This is a genomic window from Amycolatopsis sp. NPDC050768 (assembly GCF_040654155.1).
In the GTDB taxonomy this organism is placed as follows: Bacteria; Actinomycetota; Actinomycetes; order Mycobacteriales; family Pseudonocardiaceae; genus Amycolatopsis.
Genome location: NZ_JBFAHL010000002.1, coordinates 25,489 through 42,195, shown reverse-complemented (window position 1 = coordinate 42,195; position 16,707 = coordinate 25,489). Strand labels below are relative to the sequence as shown.

Here is a 16,707-nt window from a genome sequence, read left to right as displayed (position 1 = left end):
CGCCGGGGGAGGTGGCCGTGGACGGGGTTCTTCGGGGACGCGAGCGGGAATGCGGTGCGCTCGAGGAGCTGCTGCGTGACGTGCGCGCGGGGCGCAGCCGGGTGCTCGTGGTGCGCGGCGAGGCGGGCGTCGGGAAGACGGCGCTGCTCGATCACCTCGCGGGGCAGGCGCCGCCGTGCCGGGTCGTGCGGACGGTCGGGGTGCAGTCGGAGTCGGAGCTGTCCTTCTCGGGGCTGCAACGGCTGTGCGCGCCGCTGCTCGGACTGCTCGACCGGCTGCCGGGACCGCAGCGCGACGCGCTCGCGACGGCGTTCGGACTCGCCGCCGGGAGTCCGCCGGAGGGGTTGCTGATCGGGCTCGCGGTGCTGGGCCTGTTCGCAGAGGCGGCCGCGGAGCAGCCGCTGATGTGTGTGGTGGACGACGTGCAGTGGCTCGACCGCATGTCCGAGGTGATCCTGACGTTCGTGGCGCGGCGGCTCGACGCGGAGTCGGTCGCGCTCGTCTTCGGGGCGCGCCTGGACGACGCCGCGCTGGAGGGGTTGCCCCAGCTGCGCGTCGATGGACTCGCCGACGCGGACGCGCGGGCGCTGCTGGACCGGACGCTCGCCGGGCGGGTCGACGAGCGCGTGCGGGACCGGATCGTCGCCGAGACGCGCGGGAACCCGTTGGCGTTGCTGGAGCTTTGCCGGGACCGGACGCCGGAGGAGCTCGCGTTCGGGTTCGGGACGCGTGCCGCGGAGCCGGTGGTGAACCGGCTGGAGGAGGAGTTTTCGCGGCGGATTTCGGCGTTGCCTTCGGACACGCGGCGGCTGCTGCTGGCCGCGGCCGTGGAGCCGGTGGGGGATGTGACGTTGCTGTGGCGGGCGCTCGAACATCTTGGTGTCCAACCCGGTGCGGCAGCGCCTGCGGAGGCTGCGAGGCTGGTCGAGCTCGGCGCGCGGGTGCGATTCCGGCACCCACTGGTGCGCTCGGCCGCGTGGCGTTCGGCCGACGCGACGGAGCTGCGGGACGTGCACCGCGCGCTGGCCGAGGCCACCGACCCGGAGCAGCACCCCGACCGGCGGGCGTGGCACCGGGCGCACGCGACGGTGGGGCCGGACGAGACGGTCGCCGCCGAGCTGGAGCAGTCCGCCGACCGGGCGCTGGCCCGAGGCGGGCCGGCGGGGGCAGCGGCGTTTTTCGAGCGGGCCGCCGAGCTGACGCCGGACCCCAAGACGCGCGCGACGCGGGCGTTGGAGGCGGCGCGGGCTCGGTTCGCGTCGGGTGCGCCCATGCAGGTGCCGGAGTTGTTGTCGGCTGCCGAGCTGGGGCCGTTGGATCCGTTGCACCGCGCGGGGGTGGAGCGGTTGCGGGCGCAGGTGGCGTTCGCGGTGAACCGCGGGCGGGCGGCGGGGCCGCCGTTGCTGGCGGCCGCGCGCCGGCTCGAGGAGCTGGACCTCGCGGCGGCGCGGGAGACGTACTTGCTGGCGGCGGGTGCGGCCGTGCACGCGGGGCGGCTCGGCGCAGAGTTCGGTGATCCGGCCGTGGCTGGCGGAAACGAACCGGCCGGTCTGTTTCTGGCCGGGCTTTCGGCGTGGCGTTCGGAGGGCTGCGCCGCGGCGCCTCTGCTGCGGGTCGCGTTGGCCGCGGCTGATCCGGGTCTGGTGTGGCTCGCGGTGCCGGTCGCGATCGAGCTGTGGGACGACGTCACTTGGGACAGCCTGACCTCGCGCGCGCTCGGATTCGCGCGTGAGACCGGGTCGCTGGCGCTGCTGCCGACCGCTTTGGTCCTTCGCGCCGGGGCGGTGTTGCGGGCGGGGCTCTTTTCCGAGGCGGCCGGCCTGGTCGCGGAAGCCGAAGCGTTCGGCGAAGCCACGGGTCTTCTCGCAGCTCCGTCGGCGGCGCTCGACCTGGCCGCACACCGCGGCCGCGAGCAGCCGGCGCTGGAGCGCATCGCGGCGACCGAGAAGGCGGCCGAGGTGAGTGGGGAGGGCCGGCTGCTCGCGGAGGCCTGGTACGCGAAAGCCGTGCTGTACAACGGACTCGGCCAGTATTCGGCCGCGCTGGAGGCCGCGCGGCGCGTGGTCGAGTACGACGATCTCGGCGTGCACAACCGGGCGCTCGTGGAGCTGGTGGAGGCGGCCGCTCACGCCGGTGACGCTGGTGTGGCTGCCTCGGCTCGGGAACGTCTCGCCCCGTTGACCGCCGCGGCGGACACGGCTTGGGCCCACGGCGCGCAGTCCCTCGCCGAAGCCCTGGCCGGGCCGCGCCAGCAGGCCGAAAACCACTACCGCGCCGCCGTCGAGCACCTGTCGACCGGCCGCCTCGACGTCCCCCTCGCCCGCGCGCGCCTCCTTCACGGCGAATGGCTGCGCCGCGAAAACCGGCGCAGCGAAGCCCGCGTCCCCCTGCGCGCCGCGCACGACGCCTTCACCGCCATGGGCGCCGAGGCCTTCGCCGCCCGCACCGGCCGCGAACTGGCCGCCACCGGCGAGACGGTCCGCAAACGCACCTCGGGCTCGTGGGACGAACTCACCCCCCAGGAGACGCAGATCGCCCGCCTCGCCCTGGCCGGCCGCACGAACCCCGAGATCGCGGCCGCCCTGTTCCTCAGCCCGCGCACGGTGGAGTGGCACTTGCGGAAGGTGTTCACGAAGCTGGGCATCACGTCGCGGCGGGAGCTGGGTGGGGTGTTGAACTGAAGGCGGTCCCGGCCCTCCGAGGAGAGCCGGGACCGGGCGGAAGGAAGAAAACCCGTCAGCTACAACGGTAATTCGCAGCCGAGGCGGGGTTGCCGTGGCCGGTGTAGTGGGCGAGTTTCGGGTAGCGGCACAGGTTGCGGGTCGCGAGGGTGGTGCCGTCCGTGGTCTTGACGGCGGCGGCCAGGGTGTCCGGGGCCTGGCCGTGCTCGACCCACTTCACCAGGGCGCCCAGGGCGTCCGTGGGCTGGGCGCCGGGGCCGCCGCCGCAGTGGGTGACGCCGGGGGCGAGGAAGAGGCGGTAGAACTGGTCGACGCGGGAGTTGCCGCCCATGAGCCGGTTGACGCGTTCGCGATAGTCGGCCGTGCCCTGGGTGGGGACGAGCTCGTCGGACTGGCCTTGCCAGCTCAGCAGCTTGCCGCCGGCGTGGGCGAAGGCCGAGAGGTCCGGGTCGTCGCTGCCGATGATGTCGTGGAACTTCTGCTGGGACTCGCGGAACAGCTGCGCGAAGGAGCTGTACGTGAGCTTCGTGGTGTCGAACGTCGGGTCCTGCTTCACGAAGTACTTGACCCAGCTGTCGGCGACGAAGAACGGCATGCCGGCCTGCGCGTGTCCGCTGAAGGGTGCGCCGATGTTGGACTCGTACCAGAGCTGCTGCCCGGACGGCGAGACCGGCCCGGCCCAGATCTTGCGCACGACCTCGGCCGTCGCGGCGGAGATGGTGAGCTCCTTGCCCTCGCACAGCACCTTCGTGCCGATCAGTTTGCGCGGGTCCCAGTGGCAGGCCTGCGGGTTGCCGATCACGCCGTCCTTGACGCCGTCGAGCGTGTCGCACGCCGCGACCGCCGCGGTGTTGAACGCCTCCAGTTCGCACTGCGTCGGCTGCGTCTTCTCCTCGTTGAACACGACCTGCGGCCACAGCGAGGCCACGGCGAAGCGGTCCCAGTTGATGGCCGGCGCGTCGGCCAGGATGCCCTGGAAGTCCTTTGGGTAGTCCTGGGCCTCGACGTACCCCTGCCTTCCACCGGTCGAGCAGCCGTTCCAGTACGCGTAGCTCACAGGCTTGCCGTAGAAGCGGTTCGCCACGTCCTTGCCGACCACGGCCAGGTCGTGCAGCGAGCGCGACGAGAAGTCCTCCAGCAGCGCCGGCGTCTCCGGCTTCAGGGCCCAGCCGCTGACGTCGAGCGGGTCGGAACCCACGCCGGCGTCGGTCGCGGCGGCGACGTAGCCGTCCTTGACGGCGGCGACCAGCGGGCTGCCGAAGTCTCCGGCGAGGTACGCGCTGCCGCCGGTGGCCTGGAACCGGCCCGACCACTTCGCGCGGTCGCGGGGCAGCGAGATCTTCACGGCGACGTGGTCACCGGCGCCCGGGTGCGTGAGGGTGACGGTGACGTCGCACCAGGCCGGCACGTCCGTCAGCGTCGTCGGTGCGGGGTGCAGCGGGGGAGCGGCCGGGAACGTGACGGTGCCGCCCTCGTGGGCGGTCGCGGTCACCGCCTCGACCTGGGCGCCGGGTGGCGCGGACACGGGCATGGCCGCACACGTGGTGGCCGGGGCACCGGGAGCGGCACTGGCGCCCGGCACCAGCACGGCCGCGAGCGGCAGCACGGCCGCCAGCAGGATCAGTCGTCTCATGCCGCTCACCCTCGCGTGACCAGGCCACCGGTGGAGCCAGGGAGACACCCTGGGGTGCACCCTGGCCCGGGTGCCGACCCGTGTCTCACCCTGGGGTGACGAGGCCGGCCCCGCGGCGACGATGACGTCACCACCTCCGAAGGGAAACACCGTGCCCGTCATCCGCTTCCACCTCGACTCCGCCCTCACCCCGGCCGCCGCGCTCGCCGTGCTCACCGACTTCGGCCCCGCCCGCGCCGAGCACTGGCCCTCGATCGACGCCGAGCACTTCGAGGTCCACGCCCTCGGCGCCACCTGGGCCGAAGTGACGGAAGGGACCAGCGCGGCGTGGGAACGCGCGCGCTACGAATGGGACGCCACGAGCGTCACCGTCACCACACTCGACTCCAAGCTCTTCGGCCCCGGCGGCGGCTGGGTCTTCCGGCTGCGGCCGGCCGGCGAAGGCACCCGCGTCGACGTCGAGCTCACCCGCACCCCGTCGACGCCGAAGGGCAAGATCCTCGCGACGCTCCTGCGGGTGGTCGGGCCGCCGAGCCTGCGCAAATCGTTCAGCGGACCACTCCAGACGCGGTGAACGTGGCGTCGATCTCGTCCCGGTGCGGCCTTCGCGGGTTGACCGGTCCCCTCGGCACTGGCCATACTCGTTCGTCAGACGTTCAAGTGTACGTCTGACGAACACAAGGAGATCGCACATGGCCAGGCTGGACTACGCGGACGAGAGCGGCGAAGTCGCCGACCGCATCCGCGCGCGCCGTGGGGGGCGCCTGACCCCGCTCGATCGCATGCTGTTGCACAGCCCGCCTTTCGCCGACGGCTGGAACAGCCTGCTCGGCGCGATCCGCAAGCAGGGCGTCCTCCCCGCGACGGTGCGGGAGCTGGCGATCCTGCGGGTCGCCGAGCTCAACGGCGCCGAGTACGAGTGGACCGCCCACGCCCTCGTCGCCGCGGAGGCCGGTCTGCCGGCCGAGGAGATCGAGGCTTTGCGCGAGGGCGCCGACCTGAGCGTCCTGGACGAGCGGCAGCTGGCGGTGCTGGCCTACACCGACGCGATGACGAAGCAGGTCGCCGTGCCGGACGAGGTGTTCCTGGCTCTGCAGAAGCACTTCGCGGAGCAGGAGATCGTCGAGCTGACGGTGACCGTGGGCGCGTACAACCTCGTGTCGCGGTTCCTGGTCGCGCTGGAGGTCGGCCAGTGACGGACCCGCGCAACCCGGGCCCGCACCCCCACCCGCACGCGCCGCGAATCCCGTTGCCCGCCAACAGTTGTGACGCGCACTGCCACGTCTTCGGCCCGACGGCGAAGTTCCCGTACGCCGAGGGCCGGTCCTACACGCCGCCGGCGTCGCCGAAGGAAGACCTGCGGGCGCTGCACCGGCTGCTCGGGATCGACCGCGCGGTGCTCGTGCAGCCCGCGTGCCACGGCACCGACCACGCCGCGCTCCTCGACGCGCTGGAGACTTCCGGCGGCCGCTACCGCGGCGTGGCGCTGATCCGGCCGGACACGTCCGCGGCGGAGGTGAAGCGGCTGCACGAGGCGGGGGTCCGCGGCGCGCGCCTGAACTTCACCCCGCACCTCGGCCCGGCACCGGCGCGCGACGAGATCGATCGCGTTCTCGAGCTCATCCGGCCCCACGGCTGGCACCTCGCGCTGCACGTGGCCGGTGCCGGTATCGCCGAGCACGCGGACCTGGTGCGGTCGCTGGGGGTGCGGGTGGTGATCGACCACCTCGCGCGGGTCGACCTGCGCGAGGGTCTCGACAGCGCGGCCGTGCGGGCATTGCTGGACCTGCTGGCGACCGGGACCGTGTGGGTCAAGCTGAGCGGCACGGACCGCATCGCGACCGCGCCGCCGAGCCTCGCGGATTCCGCCGCACTGGCCCGGCTCCTGGCCACGCGGGCGCCGGACCGCGTCCTGTGGGGCACGGACTTCCCGCACCCGAACACCACCGGGTTCGTCCCCGACGACGGCGATCTCGTCGACCTGATCGCCGAGATCGCGCCGGACGCGGCCGCCCGCGAACGGCTGCTCGTGACGAATCCCGCGGAGTGCTTCGACTTCCCGGACGCCGGCTCGCCGGAGGTCTAGTGCAGACCCTCGATGTCCTTGGTGATCGCGTCGGCCGTTTCCAGCAGCCGGGGCACGAACCGCTTGCGCAGCTCGGCCTGCGACACGCGGGCCGCGTTGACCGACACGTTGAGCGCGGCCAGCGTCCGCCCGCCCGCTCCGCGCACGGGCGCCGCCGCCGAGCGCACGCCTTCTTCCCGTTCCCCGTCGACCACGGCGAACCCCGCTTCGGCGACCTCGTGCAGCTCGGCCCACAGCCGCGCGGGATCGGTGATGGTGTGGCGCGTGAGCTTTTCCAGGTGCACACTGTCCAGATAGGATCGCAGGTCCGCCTCGGGCAGTGCCGCGAGCAGGACCCGGCCCATCGACGTGGGGTAGGCGGGCAGGCGCGAGCCGACATTGAGCGTGATGGACATCGACCGCGACGCCGGGACCCGGGCCACGTACACGATTTCGGGACCGTCCAAGGTGGCCATCGAGCACGACTCCCGCAGCTCGTCGGCCAGCTCGCGCATGTGCGGCTGGGCGTGCTCCCAGAACGGCAGGGCGGCGAGGTAGCCGTAGCCCAGGCGCAGCACCCGGGCGGTGAGGCGGAAGTGGCGGTCGTCGGCCTCCGCGAACCCCAGGCGCTCCAGCGTGAGCAGGATGCGGCGGGCCGTGGCGCGGGTGAACCCGGTGGCCGCGGCGGCGTCGCTGACGGTCATCGCGGCGCGCTCGGCGGAAAAGACCTGCAGCAACCGGAACGCCTTCTCCACCGAGTCGATGACGTCGGGGTCTTCTCTCGACACTGCCGTCCCTTTCCCTGGTTGCTGCCTGACGAGAACGGTACCCGAGCGAGGGCGAGGAGTGACGGATGACGGACGGGCTGCTCTGCGTGCTTTCCGAACCGGGCGCGGTCGGCGAGGACGAGTTCCACGACTGGTACGACGGTGAGCACGCGCCGGCGCGGGTCGCCGTGCCCGGTGTGCGCAGCGGCTACCGGTACCGGGCGATCGACGGCGCCACGCCGTCGTGGCTCGCGTGGTACGAGCTCGACCTCGCCTCGCTGGCGTCCGCGGAGTACGCGGCCGTGCGCCGGCGCAGCCCGCGTGAGCAGTCGGTGGTCGAACGCCTCGAGACGCTCGACCGGCGCGTGTACGAGCTGACCGCCGAGTACGGCGAACAGACCGGCCCGGCACCGGTGCTCGTCGCGGTCGCGCTGACCGGCGACGAGGCGGCGCTGGACGAGTGGTACCGCGAAGAGCACGTGCCACTGCTGCTGGAGCTGCCGGGCTGGCACCGCATCCGGCGCTATCGGCGCGTCGAGGGAGCGGGGCCGGATCTGCTGGCGCTGCACGAGATCTCCGGCGTGGAGCTGTTCGACGAGCCGGGGTACCGGCACGCGACCGGTACCCCGTGGCGCGACCGCGTGATGGCGACGGTGACGGCGCGGGAGCGGCGGGTCTTCCGTTACCACAACACCGCCCGCTGACCGGTCACGTCGGATTCAGGCCGGACTCGCCGGTGATGTCGTGCGCGAGCTTCCGGTGTTCGAACAGCCAGCCGGCTCCGGTCCTGACCACGCGGTCGGTGTAGGTGCCGGCCACTGCGATCGCAGGGCCCGCGCTCGTGTCGCGCACGACGAGGAAGTTCGACCGCACGGTGGCCCGATCGTCGCCGTCGAACCGGATGACGATGTTCGTCGTGAGGTGCTTGCGTCGCGTGCCAGGCCCGGGCGGCGGCACGAGGGCGCTCATGAGCTCTTCGACGGCGGCGGGCCCGGTTGCCGTGCCGTTGCGCGACTCCCACGTGCCGGTTTCGGTGAACAGGAGGGAGAACTCCGCGAGTTCGTAGCCGTCGAGCAGGAAGCAGTAGGTGGCCAGCAGTTCGCGGATGTCGTCCTTGGCCGTCGCGTCGGTCATGGGGCCACCAGCTCGTTCGTGACGGCCCGGCGGGCGGCGATCGGGGTGCGCGTCATCGTCATGGTCAGCACGGCGCCGACGACGAGGAGCACGCCGGCGACGACGAACGCCGTGCCGTAGCCGCCGGACCACGCGATCACGTAGCCGGTCGCAATGGGCGCGAGCACGCCGAACCCGTTGCCGCCCACCATGAGGATCCCGTTTGCTCGCCCGGTGTCCGCCGGGTCGGCGAGCAAGTCGTTGAGCAGTGCGATGTTGAGGCCCACCGCACTGCCGATGCTGGTGAGCGACAAGGAGAACAGCGCCAGGATCACCGCGGCGTTGGTGACGAACGGCGTGAGCAGGATGCACGAGGAGACCAGCATCGTCACGGTGACCATCACGCGGCGGCGGCCCGAACCGGCCGGACGGCCGCGCAGCAGGCGGTCGCTGAGCCAGCCGACGAACATGGTCCCGGGCACGGCCACGGCGTACGGCACGGCGGTGTAGAGGCCGGACTTCAGGACGGTGAGCCCGTGGGTCGCCTGCAGGTAGCTCGGCAGCCAGGTCAGGAACATGTAGACGGTGTACACGGCGCAGCCCTGCGCCACGAACATCCCCCACATCGTGCGCGAGCGCAGCAACGTGCCGAGGGACGAACCGCCGTGACCGGGCCGGTCCGGGTCGCCGCGTTCGGTGAGGATCTTCGTGCGCTCGGCCTCGCCGATGAAGCGGGCCTGCTCGGGTCGCTTGTAGACGAAGATCCATGCCAGCAGCACGAGCACGCCGAGGATCGCGCCGAAGTAGAACCCGCTTCGCCAGCCGAACTGGCCGACCAGGAACCCGACGACGACCGAGCCGATCGCGGGGCCGGCGTACCCGCCGGCGTTGAACACGGTGGTGGCCAGCCCGCGCTCGCGGGTCGGGATCCACTCGCGGATGGCGGCCGCGCCGGCCGGGTACGTCGACGCCTCGCCCACGCCCATGACGAGCCGGAAGGCGAACAGCGACCCGAATCCGCCCGACACCCCGGTCAGGAGCGTCGCGACCGTCCACAGTGCCAGCCCGGAAACCGTCGACGGTTTGGTGCCGATCTTGTCGGTGAGGATTCCCCACGGCAGCACGAAGACCAGGTAGCTCCACAGGAAAGCCGAAAGCAGCAGTCCCAGCTCCGGCGCCGAGAGCCCGAGCTCTTGTGAGATGGGCTTCGCGGCCACGGAGAGGATGACGCGGTCGACGTAGTTGACCGTGACCGCACCCAGAAGCAGCAGGTAGACGAGCACGCGCCCGGTTCTCAGGGTTCTCAAGGTGGGTTCCCTTCCGCGCTGACGGGACCACGGCCGGCGTCTCCGGCCACGGGGGAGGTGCTCCGGACCGAAGAGTGTGCGACCGACGAACACATGGACGTCTGACGAACATACGTCCGACGAAGAGATAGTGGGACACGGTCACCGTGATGTCAATCCCGGAACGCGAGCCGGCCCCGTGGCCGGTTCTCGCGACCACGGCGGACGGCCGCCGTGCCGGGACCGGCGCCGTAGGATCACCCCGCGCACAGACATCCGGTCCGCGCGCCCGGCTCGAGGAGTCGCCGTTGTCGGCCGCACCGTCCGCCCCCGCGTCGTCCACGTGGGCGCCACTGCGCCGGCACGTGTTCCGTGCGCTGTGGTTCGCGCAGCTGGGCTCGAACGTCGGCAGCTGGATGCAGTCGGTCGGTGCGCAGTGGACGGTCGTGCACCAGCCCGACGCCGCCACGCTGACCTCGATCGTGCAAGCCGCGAGCCTGATCCCGGTGCTGTTCGTGTCGTTGCCGGCGGGCGTACTGGCCGACGTGCTCGACCGGCGGAGGATCATCGCAGTGCTCACGGCGGTGATGGTTGTGATCACGGGGATCCTGGCGGTGCTGAGCAGCCAGGGCCTCGTGACACCGGCGACGCTGATCACGATCACGCTGCTGCTCGGCGTGTGCCAGGCGCTGATGAGCCCGGCCTGGCAGGCGATCCAGCCCGAGCTGGTGCCGCGCGAGGAACTGCCGTCGGCGGCGGCGCTGGGCAGTCTCAACGTCAACATCGCGCGCGCGATCGGGCCGGCGCTCGCCGGGTTCGTGCTGGCGCTGACGGGGCCGGCGGTGGTGTTCGGCATCAACGCGGTGTCGGACCTGCTGATCCTGGGCGCCGTGCTGATGTGGCGGCGCACGAGCGCCGAGTCCGCCGGCCCGGCGGAACCCTTGCTGCCCGCCTTGCGCGCCGGAATCCGGTATGTGCGGTACGCGCCCGGTGTCCGCCGGATCCTGGTGCGCGCCTTGGTGTTCGTGCTGCCCGCGTCGGCGTTGTGGGGGCTGCTGCCGGTCGTGGCCGCTGACCGGCTCGGTCTCGGTTCCGGCGGCTACGGCGTGCTGCTCGGCGCCCTCGGCCTCGGCGCGGTGGGCGGCGCCGTGCTGATGCGGCCGATGCGCGCGAGGTTCGGCCGCAACACGCTGCTGGGGGCCGCCACCATCGCCTACGCGGTCGGGGTGTTCGCCGCCGCGCTGCTGCCGAGCGCGGCGGTGGTCGCGGTCCTGCTCGTGCCGGGCGGCGCCGGCTGGCTGGCGGGACTGTCCACTTTGAACACCACGCTGCAGCTCGCGCTGCCCGGCTGGGTCCGCGCGCGGGCGCTGGCGGTGTACCTGATGATCTTCCTGGGCGGCCAGGGCGTCGGCGCGCTGATCTGGGGCCTGGTCGCCGCCGGCCTGGGCGCCGCGACGACGCTCGCCATCTCCGGTGTGCTGCTGGTGCTGGGCGCGGCGTCGCTGTTCGTGCTCCCCATCCACGCGCGCACGGGCGAGCTGGACCGCACGATCGTCACGCCGTGGCCGGAACCGGAGATCGCCGTGCTCACCGGCGACGAGGAAACCCTCGACCCCACGGCGGGACCCGTGCTGGTCGAGGTCGCCTACCACGTCCCGGCCGAGAGCTCGGCCGAGTTCCTGGCCCTGCTCACCCGCGTGGGCGTCTCACGCCAGCGCACGGGCGCCCGCCGGTGGAGCGCCTACCGCGACCTGAGCGTGCCCGACCGCTACGTCGAGGTCTTCGAGGTCGCGACCTGGGCCGAGCACCTGCGCCAGCACCACGAACGCATCACCGGCGAGGACGCCGGGCTGTACCGGGAAGTGGCTGGGTTCTCGGTGGAACCGCCGTCGACCCGGCACCTGCTGGCGAACTGACGTCCGGAGAGTCCTTCGACACCCGGACAACCGGGAGATTCGCGGCGCCCGCGCCGAGCGGAATACAGTCCTCCGCATGAGCAGAAGCGAGGGCGTGGCGGGCGTCAACCCGCCGCAGTACCCGATCGAATCCGTCGACAACGCGCTCAAGCTGCTGCTGCTGTTCGGCGAGCGGTCGGAGGTGCGGCTGGCGGAGGTGAGCGAGTACCTCGGCGTCGCCTCGTCCACAGCGCACCGGCTGATGGCGATGCTGCTCTACCGCGGGTTCGTGCGGCAGAACCCGGCCACGAAAACCTACGAGCCGGGTACGGCGCTGACCGGCGTGGCGTTCTCGATCCTCGAGCGGTTCGACTTCCGCCAGGTGCTGCGGCCCTACCTCGAACGCCTCAACGCCGAGCTGCGCGAGACCGTGCACCTCGGCGTGCTCGACGGCACGAGCGTGCGGTTCGTCGACGCGATCGAGAGCCCGCAAGCGGTCCGGGTCGCGTCGCGGCTGGGCAGCTCGCTGCCGGCGAGCTCGACGTCGTCGGGCAAGGCGATGCTGGCCGGCCTCAGCACCGATCAGCTGCGGGTGCTCTACCCGGACGAGCGGATCAGCGGGCTCACCGACCGCAGCATCCGCACCCGCGGTGACCTCGAAGCCGAGCTCGGGCGGGTGCGCGAGCTCGGCTACGCCACCAGTGCCGAGGAGAGCGAGGCCGGGGTGTCGTCGGTGGCGGTCGCCTTCCCGGTGACGGTGGGGGCCGGCCGGATCTCGTTCAACGTCGCCGTGCCCGCGAGCCGCATGCCCGAGTCGCAGCAGCTCGTCGTCGCGACGGCACTCCAGGCGATCGTGCGGGAGGCGACGCCGCTGCTGCACAGCTGAGCCCCGTCTTTTCCGAACGGCGGTGACCTGGGTGAAATGCCCAGGTCGCCGCCGTTTTTTTGCGCCCTGGGCGCGGCCGGCCGGCCTCACCTGACCGAGGGAGAGCCGACGTCGGGTGTTGTCATTCTGCTGTGCAGAAGACTACTCTTTCTATTGCGGTCGTCACAGAGGCGACATAGAAGAGGAGGACGGGATGGCCATCGTTCACGCGGATCGGGGGAAGTGCCGGGGCTGGGCCAACTGTGTGGCCGGCGCCGACGACGTGTTCGACATCGACGACGACGGAGTCGTCACACTGCTGCGCGGGGCCATCGGACCGGACGAGGTCGGGCGCGTCGGCGAGGTCGCGCGCCGGTGCCCAGAGGCGGCGCTGGCGGTGGACGGGGCATGAGGCCGCGCACGGTCGTCGTCGGTGCGTCCGTCGCCGGGGTGCGCGTGGCCCAGGCGCTGCGGTCGCACGGCTACGAGGGCCGCGTCGTGCTGGTCGGCCGGGAGGACGAGCTCCCGTACGACAAACCGCCGCTGTCCAAGGGGGTGCTCGCCGGCTCGACCGCGCTCGACGACGTCCGGCTGCTCACCGAACGCGAAGCGGCCGACGCGGAGATCGAGCTCGAGCTCGGGCAGGTCGCGACCCGGCTCGACCTGCTCGGTTCCCGCGTGCACCTGGCCGACGGGTCGGCCCTCGGCTTCGACGACCTCGTGATCGCCACCGGCGCGAGCGCGCGGCCCGCCGGCTGGGAGCACCTCGAAGGCGTCCACTCGCTGCGCACGGCCGCAGACACCCTGGCGCTGCGGGAAGGCCTCGGCCGCGGCGGCCCGGTGGTCGTGATCGGCGGCGGCTTCATCGGCTCGGAGGTCGCGGCCACCGCGAACCGGCTCGGCCTGTCCGACGTGACCGTGCTCGACGCCACCCCGGCGTTGCTGTCCCGCGCGGTGCCGGAAGTGTTCGGCGACCGGCTCGCGGACCTGCACCGGCGGCACGGAGTGCGGGTGCGGCTCGGCGCCCGCGTCGCGACGGTGGAGCGGATCCGCGGCCGGCTGCGGATCCGGCTCGGCGACGGGTCCGAAGTGGACGCCGCCACCGTGGTCGTCGGCATCGGCGCCGTGCCGGACGACGCGTGGGTGACCGGCACCGGGCTGAAGGTCGACGACGGCGTCGTCTGCGACCCGTTCGGCCGCGCCGCACCGCACGTGTTCGCGGTCGGCGACGTCTCCCGCTGGCAGACCGCCCGCCACGGCCGAGCGGTGCGGTTCGAACACTGGACCAACGCGGTCGAACAGGCCGCGTGCGTCGCGCACACCCTCGTGCACCCGGGTGATCCCCGCGCGCACAAACCCGCCGAATACGTCTGGACCGACCAGTACGACTGGAAGGTGCAGCTCGTCGGCGATCCCCGGGCCGGCACCGAAACCCTGCTGTTCGAACGCTCCGGCGACGCGTTCGCGATGGTCTTCGGCGCCGCCGGCCGGCCGGCGGGCGCCGTGGTCGTCAACTGGCCGAAAGCACTCGTCGGCTGCCGGCGCGCCCTGGCGGCCGGGAAGCCATTCGCCGAGCTCTGTGAAGAACTCCAGCACCTGTCCGCGAAGACCCAGTGAAAGGAGCCGCCGTGAACTACGTCCTCAACCCGAGCGACATCGCCTGGCACCGCCTCGAGAAGCCCGGGTTCCCCGGCATCGGGTTCCAGTTCAGCGAAAGCGTGGTCGACGACGACTACACGTCCGTCTACAGTGTCCAGCTCTCGAAGATCGGGCCGGGCGGGAAGTCGAAGCTGCACCGCGACCCGTACAACCACGCCTTCTACGTCACCGCCGGCACCGGTTCGGTCCGCATCGGCAAGGACAGCTGGGACGTGGAGCCGGGCAGCGTCGTGAAGATCCCCGCCGGGCTGCCGCACGGGTTTTCCAACACCGGCGACGTGGACCTCGAGTTCGTCGTGATCTACGACCCGCCCTACGTCGCCGGCACCGACCCGGTCAAGGAGCTCGAAAGCTGATTCGCGACCGGGCACCCGGCCTCGGCCGGGTGCCCCTCGTTTCCCCCGTCCCCTTTGCGCCCATGCGACCCACCGGAGTGTCCATGTCCCGCACCGCCGCGGCTTCCACGCTGCGCAGATCCGTCCTCGTCAGCCTCGCCGGCTCCGCCATCGAGTGGTACGACTTCTTCGTCTACGCCTCGGCGACCGCGCTCGTGTTCGGCAAACTTTTCTTCCCGGCGAGTGATCCGCTCGCCGGCACCCTCCTCGCGTTCAGCACCTTCGCGGTCGGCTTCGTCGTCCGGCCCGTGGGCGCCGCGCTGTTCGGCCACTTCGGCGACCGCGTCGGCCGCAAACCCGCTCTCGTCACGGCGATGCTCATCATGGGGCTCGCCACCACCGCGGTCGGGCTCGTGCCGCCGTACGCGTCGATCGGCGCGGCCGCACCGGTTCTTCTCGTGGTGCTCCGGCTGGTGCAGGGCCTCGCGCTCGGCGGTCAGTGGGGCGGCGCCGTGCTGCTCGTGACCGAGAACGCGCCGCCGGGCCGGCGCGGGTTCTACGGCAGTTTCGCGCAGCTCGGTGTGCCGATCGCGTTGATCCTCGCGAACGTCGTGTTCCTCGTGGCCTCCACGGCGTTGCCCGAGGACGCCTTCCTCACCTGGGGCTGGCGGATTCCCTTCTTGCTCAGCGTTCTCCTCGTCGGGGTCGCGTTGTACGCGCAGAGCCGGGTCGCGGAACACGCGCCCGCCGCACCCCGCGGCGGCGGCCGCGCGCCACTGGTCGAGCTCCTGCGCCGCTACCCGCGCCAGATCGTGCTCGCGGCCGGCGCGACGATGGTCGGTGGCACCAGCTACTACCTGCTGGCGGTGTACCTCGTCTCCTACGCCACCGACCACCTGCACCAGCCGCGCGGCACCGTCCTCATCGCAGTACTGGTCTCGGCCGTCGTGTGCGTGGTCGCGATGCCGGCGTTCGCCGCGTGGTCCGACGTGGTCGGCCGGCGGCGGATCTTCCTGGCCGGCGCGGTTCTCTTCGCGCTGTGGGCGTTCCCGCTCATCCGGCTCGTCGAGACGGGCGCACCCGTGCTCGTCGGGCTCGGACTCGTGGTCGGCCAGGTGTTCTTCGCGATGACCTACGGCCCGGCGCCCGCCCTGTTCGCCGAGCTGTTCGGCGAACGCGTCCGCTACACCGGCATCTCACTCGGCTACCAGATCGGCTCCGTGCTCGGCGGTGCGTTCGCCCCGATCATCGCGACCGCTCTGCTGGCCGGCACGAACTGGTCGGGCTCCATCGCGCTGTACGCGATCGCCGTCTGCGGGATCTCCTTCGTCGCGGTGTGGTTCGCGCCGGACCGGCCGGCCGGCTCACGCGCTGCGCGCCGCGCTCTCGTCCGGGTCCCAGGGGCCGAGGACGGGTCCCGCTGAGGCGAACCCCTCGCCGCCCGGCCGGTCGCCGAACACGACCGGCCGGCGCGGCGTGGTGTCGTGGTGCAGCTGAAAGACGTCGAAGCGGTTGTAGGAACCGACGATGTCGTGCATCTGCTTGGGCTGGATGCAGCGAGCCAGGTCGATTTCCGCGTAGACGATGCCCTCTTCGTCGATGAGTGGTTCGACGACGGGGTTGCCGTCGGGACCGAAGATGCCGGACAGCGCGCTGTTCGGGCGGCGCATGAGCTCGGCGATGCCCGCGTCGTCGCCGGCGGCGATCTCGATCATCTCGTCGGTGATGGTGGAGCAGGCGACCACGGAGAACAGCTTGCCTTCGAAGGCGTGCGCGGCGCTGCGGACGGCGATCGCCTGGGCCATGTCGTAGTCCGCGGGGGCGACGGGCAGGGAGATGTAGCTGGCGACGTGGACCAGTTCTCCTTGCGCCAGCAGGGAGAACCGCGCGAGCGTGTTCGTGTTCTCGCCGCACGCCAGCGCGCCGAGCGGGCCGACGGCGGAGTCGAGCACGCGCACGGTGCTGCCGTCGCCGCCGCCCCAGGTGAGTTTCTCGGCCCACGTGGGCACGAGCTTGCGGTGGACGTTGAGGACCGAACCGTCGGGGCCGATCGTGACGACGCTGTTGTAGATCAGCCCGAGGCTGTGGCGGCTGCGTTCGTTGACGCCGATGACCACCGTGGTCTTCGTCGACGCGGCGGCCGCGCGCAGGGCGTCGAGGTGCGGGCCGGGGATGTCGATGGCGGTGCGGTAGAGGCGCTCGTACCACGGCGAGCCCTGCACCGGGTTCATCGTCCAGTTCCAGTACGGGTAGCCGGGCACGAAGACCTCGGGGAACGCGATGAGGGAGGCGCCGTGCGAAGCGGCTTCGGTGATGAGCGAGACGGCCTTGGCGACCGTCGCGGCGGTGTCGAGGTACACGGGCGCGGCCTGCACTGCGGCGGCGGTGAAGCGGGGGAAGTCTTCCAC

At 72.1% G+C, this 16,707-nt stretch carries 16 protein-coding genes; 11 read left to right on the top strand and 5 right to left on the bottom strand.

Annotated features, from left to right (window positions below):
• Window positions 1-17: 17 nt before the first annotated feature.
• The gene (locus AB0H62_RS07265) at window positions 18-2,681 is read left to right on the top strand and encodes an AAA family ATPase (RefSeq protein ID WP_360584722.1); all 2,664 of its coding nucleotides are present in this window, start codon (window positions 18-20) and stop codon (window positions 2,679-2,681) included.
• 55 nt (window positions 2,682-2,736) lie between these two features.
• Here AB0H62_RS07265 and AB0H62_RS07260 read toward each other — a convergent pair whose 3' ends face one another.
• Window positions 2,737-4,314, bottom strand: a complete 1,578-nt coding sequence (locus AB0H62_RS07260) for a tannase/feruloyl esterase family alpha/beta hydrolase (RefSeq protein ID WP_360584720.1) — start codon at window positions 4,312-4,314, stop codon at window positions 2,737-2,739.
• A gap of 151 nt (window positions 4,315-4,465) precedes the next feature.
• On the opposite strand from AB0H62_RS07260, the gene AB0H62_RS07255 reads away from it, so the two are divergent.
• From AB0H62_RS07255 to AB0H62_RS07245, 3 genes are all read left to right on the top strand, one after another.
• Window positions 4,466-4,888, top strand: coding sequence for a hypothetical protein (locus AB0H62_RS07255; RefSeq protein ID WP_220242543.1), 423 nt, complete (start codon window positions 4,466-4,468; stop codon window positions 4,886-4,888).
• A 118-nt stretch (window positions 4,889-5,006) separates the two neighbouring features.
• Window positions 5,007-5,510, top strand: a complete 504-nt coding sequence (locus AB0H62_RS07250; RefSeq protein WP_220242542.1) for a carboxymuconolactone decarboxylase family protein — start codon at window positions 5,007-5,009, stop codon at window positions 5,508-5,510.
• Window positions 5,507-6,400, top strand: a complete 894-nt coding sequence (locus AB0H62_RS07245) for an amidohydrolase family protein (RefSeq protein WP_220242541.1) — start codon at window positions 5,507-5,509, stop codon at window positions 6,398-6,400. The genes AB0H62_RS07250 and AB0H62_RS07245 overlap by 4 nt, the downstream gene beginning before the upstream one ends.
• Here the strand turns inward: AB0H62_RS07245 and AB0H62_RS07240 are convergent.
• Complete coding sequence (locus AB0H62_RS07240; RefSeq protein ID WP_220242540.1) at window positions 6,397-7,167, bottom strand: IclR family transcriptional regulator C-terminal domain-containing protein; 771 nt, start codon at window positions 7,165-7,167, stop codon at window positions 6,397-6,399. The genes AB0H62_RS07245 and AB0H62_RS07240 overlap by 4 nt on opposite strands.
• Before the next feature lie 65 nt (window positions 7,168-7,232).
• On the opposite strand from AB0H62_RS07240, the gene AB0H62_RS07235 reads away from it, so the two are divergent.
• A complete protein-coding gene (locus tag AB0H62_RS07235; protein ID WP_220242539.1) occupies window positions 7,233-7,850 on the top strand; it encodes a hypothetical protein in 618 nt (205 codons plus the stop codon).
• Window positions 7,851-7,854: 4 nt separating this feature from the next.
• Here AB0H62_RS07235 and AB0H62_RS07230 read toward each other — a convergent pair whose 3' ends face one another.
• A complete protein-coding gene (locus AB0H62_RS07230; protein WP_220242538.1) occupies window positions 7,855-8,280 on the bottom strand; it encodes a nuclear transport factor 2 family protein in 426 nt (141 codons plus the stop codon).
• On the bottom strand, window positions 8,277-9,566 hold the full coding sequence (locus AB0H62_RS07225; protein WP_220242537.1) for an MFS transporter: 1,290 nt from the start codon (window positions 9,564-9,566) through the stop codon (window positions 8,277-8,279). The genes AB0H62_RS07230 and AB0H62_RS07225 overlap by 4 nt, the downstream gene beginning before the upstream one ends.
• A 287-nt stretch (window positions 9,567-9,853) precedes the next feature.
• Here AB0H62_RS07225 and AB0H62_RS07220 point away from each other — a divergent pair, with 287 nt between their 5' ends.
• The 6 genes from AB0H62_RS07220 to AB0H62_RS07195 all read left to right on the top strand — a co-directional run bounded on the left by AB0H62_RS07220 (window position 9,854) and on the right by AB0H62_RS07195 (window position 15,723).
• Entirely contained in the window at window positions 9,854-11,461 is a 1,608-nt protein-coding gene (locus tag AB0H62_RS07220; protein ID WP_220242536.1) for an MFS transporter, read from the top strand.
• Between the two features lie 76 nt (window positions 11,462-11,537).
• A complete protein-coding gene (locus tag AB0H62_RS07215; RefSeq protein ID WP_220242535.1) occupies window positions 11,538-12,326 on the top strand; it encodes an IclR family transcriptional regulator in 789 nt (262 codons plus the stop codon).
• Window positions 12,327-12,519: 193 nt separating this feature from the next.
• Window positions 12,520-12,717 (top strand): ferredoxin, encoded by a 198-nt coding sequence (locus AB0H62_RS07210; protein WP_360584714.1) that lies wholly within the window; start codon window positions 12,520-12,522, stop codon window positions 12,715-12,717.
• Window positions 12,714-13,922 carry an FAD-dependent oxidoreductase gene (locus AB0H62_RS07205; protein ID WP_220242533.1) on the top strand — a complete coding sequence of 403 codons (1,209 nt, stop codon included), beginning with the start codon at window positions 12,714-12,716 and terminating at the stop codon, window positions 13,920-13,922. Before AB0H62_RS07210 ends, AB0H62_RS07205 begins: the two co-directional genes overlap by 4 nt.
• An 11-nt stretch (window positions 13,923-13,933) precedes the next feature.
• A complete protein-coding gene (locus AB0H62_RS07200; protein ID WP_220242532.1) occupies window positions 13,934-14,320 on the top strand; it encodes a cupin domain-containing protein in 387 nt (128 codons plus the stop codon).
• An 83-nt stretch (window positions 14,321-14,403) separates the two neighbouring features.
• Window positions 14,404-15,723: an MFS transporter gene (locus AB0H62_RS07195; protein ID WP_220242531.1), complete on the top strand. Its 1,320-nt coding sequence runs from the start codon at window positions 14,404-14,406 to the stop codon at window positions 15,721-15,723.
• Here the strand turns inward: AB0H62_RS07195 and AB0H62_RS07190 are convergent.
• Window positions 15,664-16,707, bottom strand: coding sequence for a carbon-nitrogen hydrolase family protein (locus AB0H62_RS07190; protein ID WP_220242530.1), 1,044 nt, complete (start codon window positions 16,705-16,707; stop codon window positions 15,664-15,666). The two genes, AB0H62_RS07195 and AB0H62_RS07190, sit on opposite strands and share 60 nt — an antisense overlap.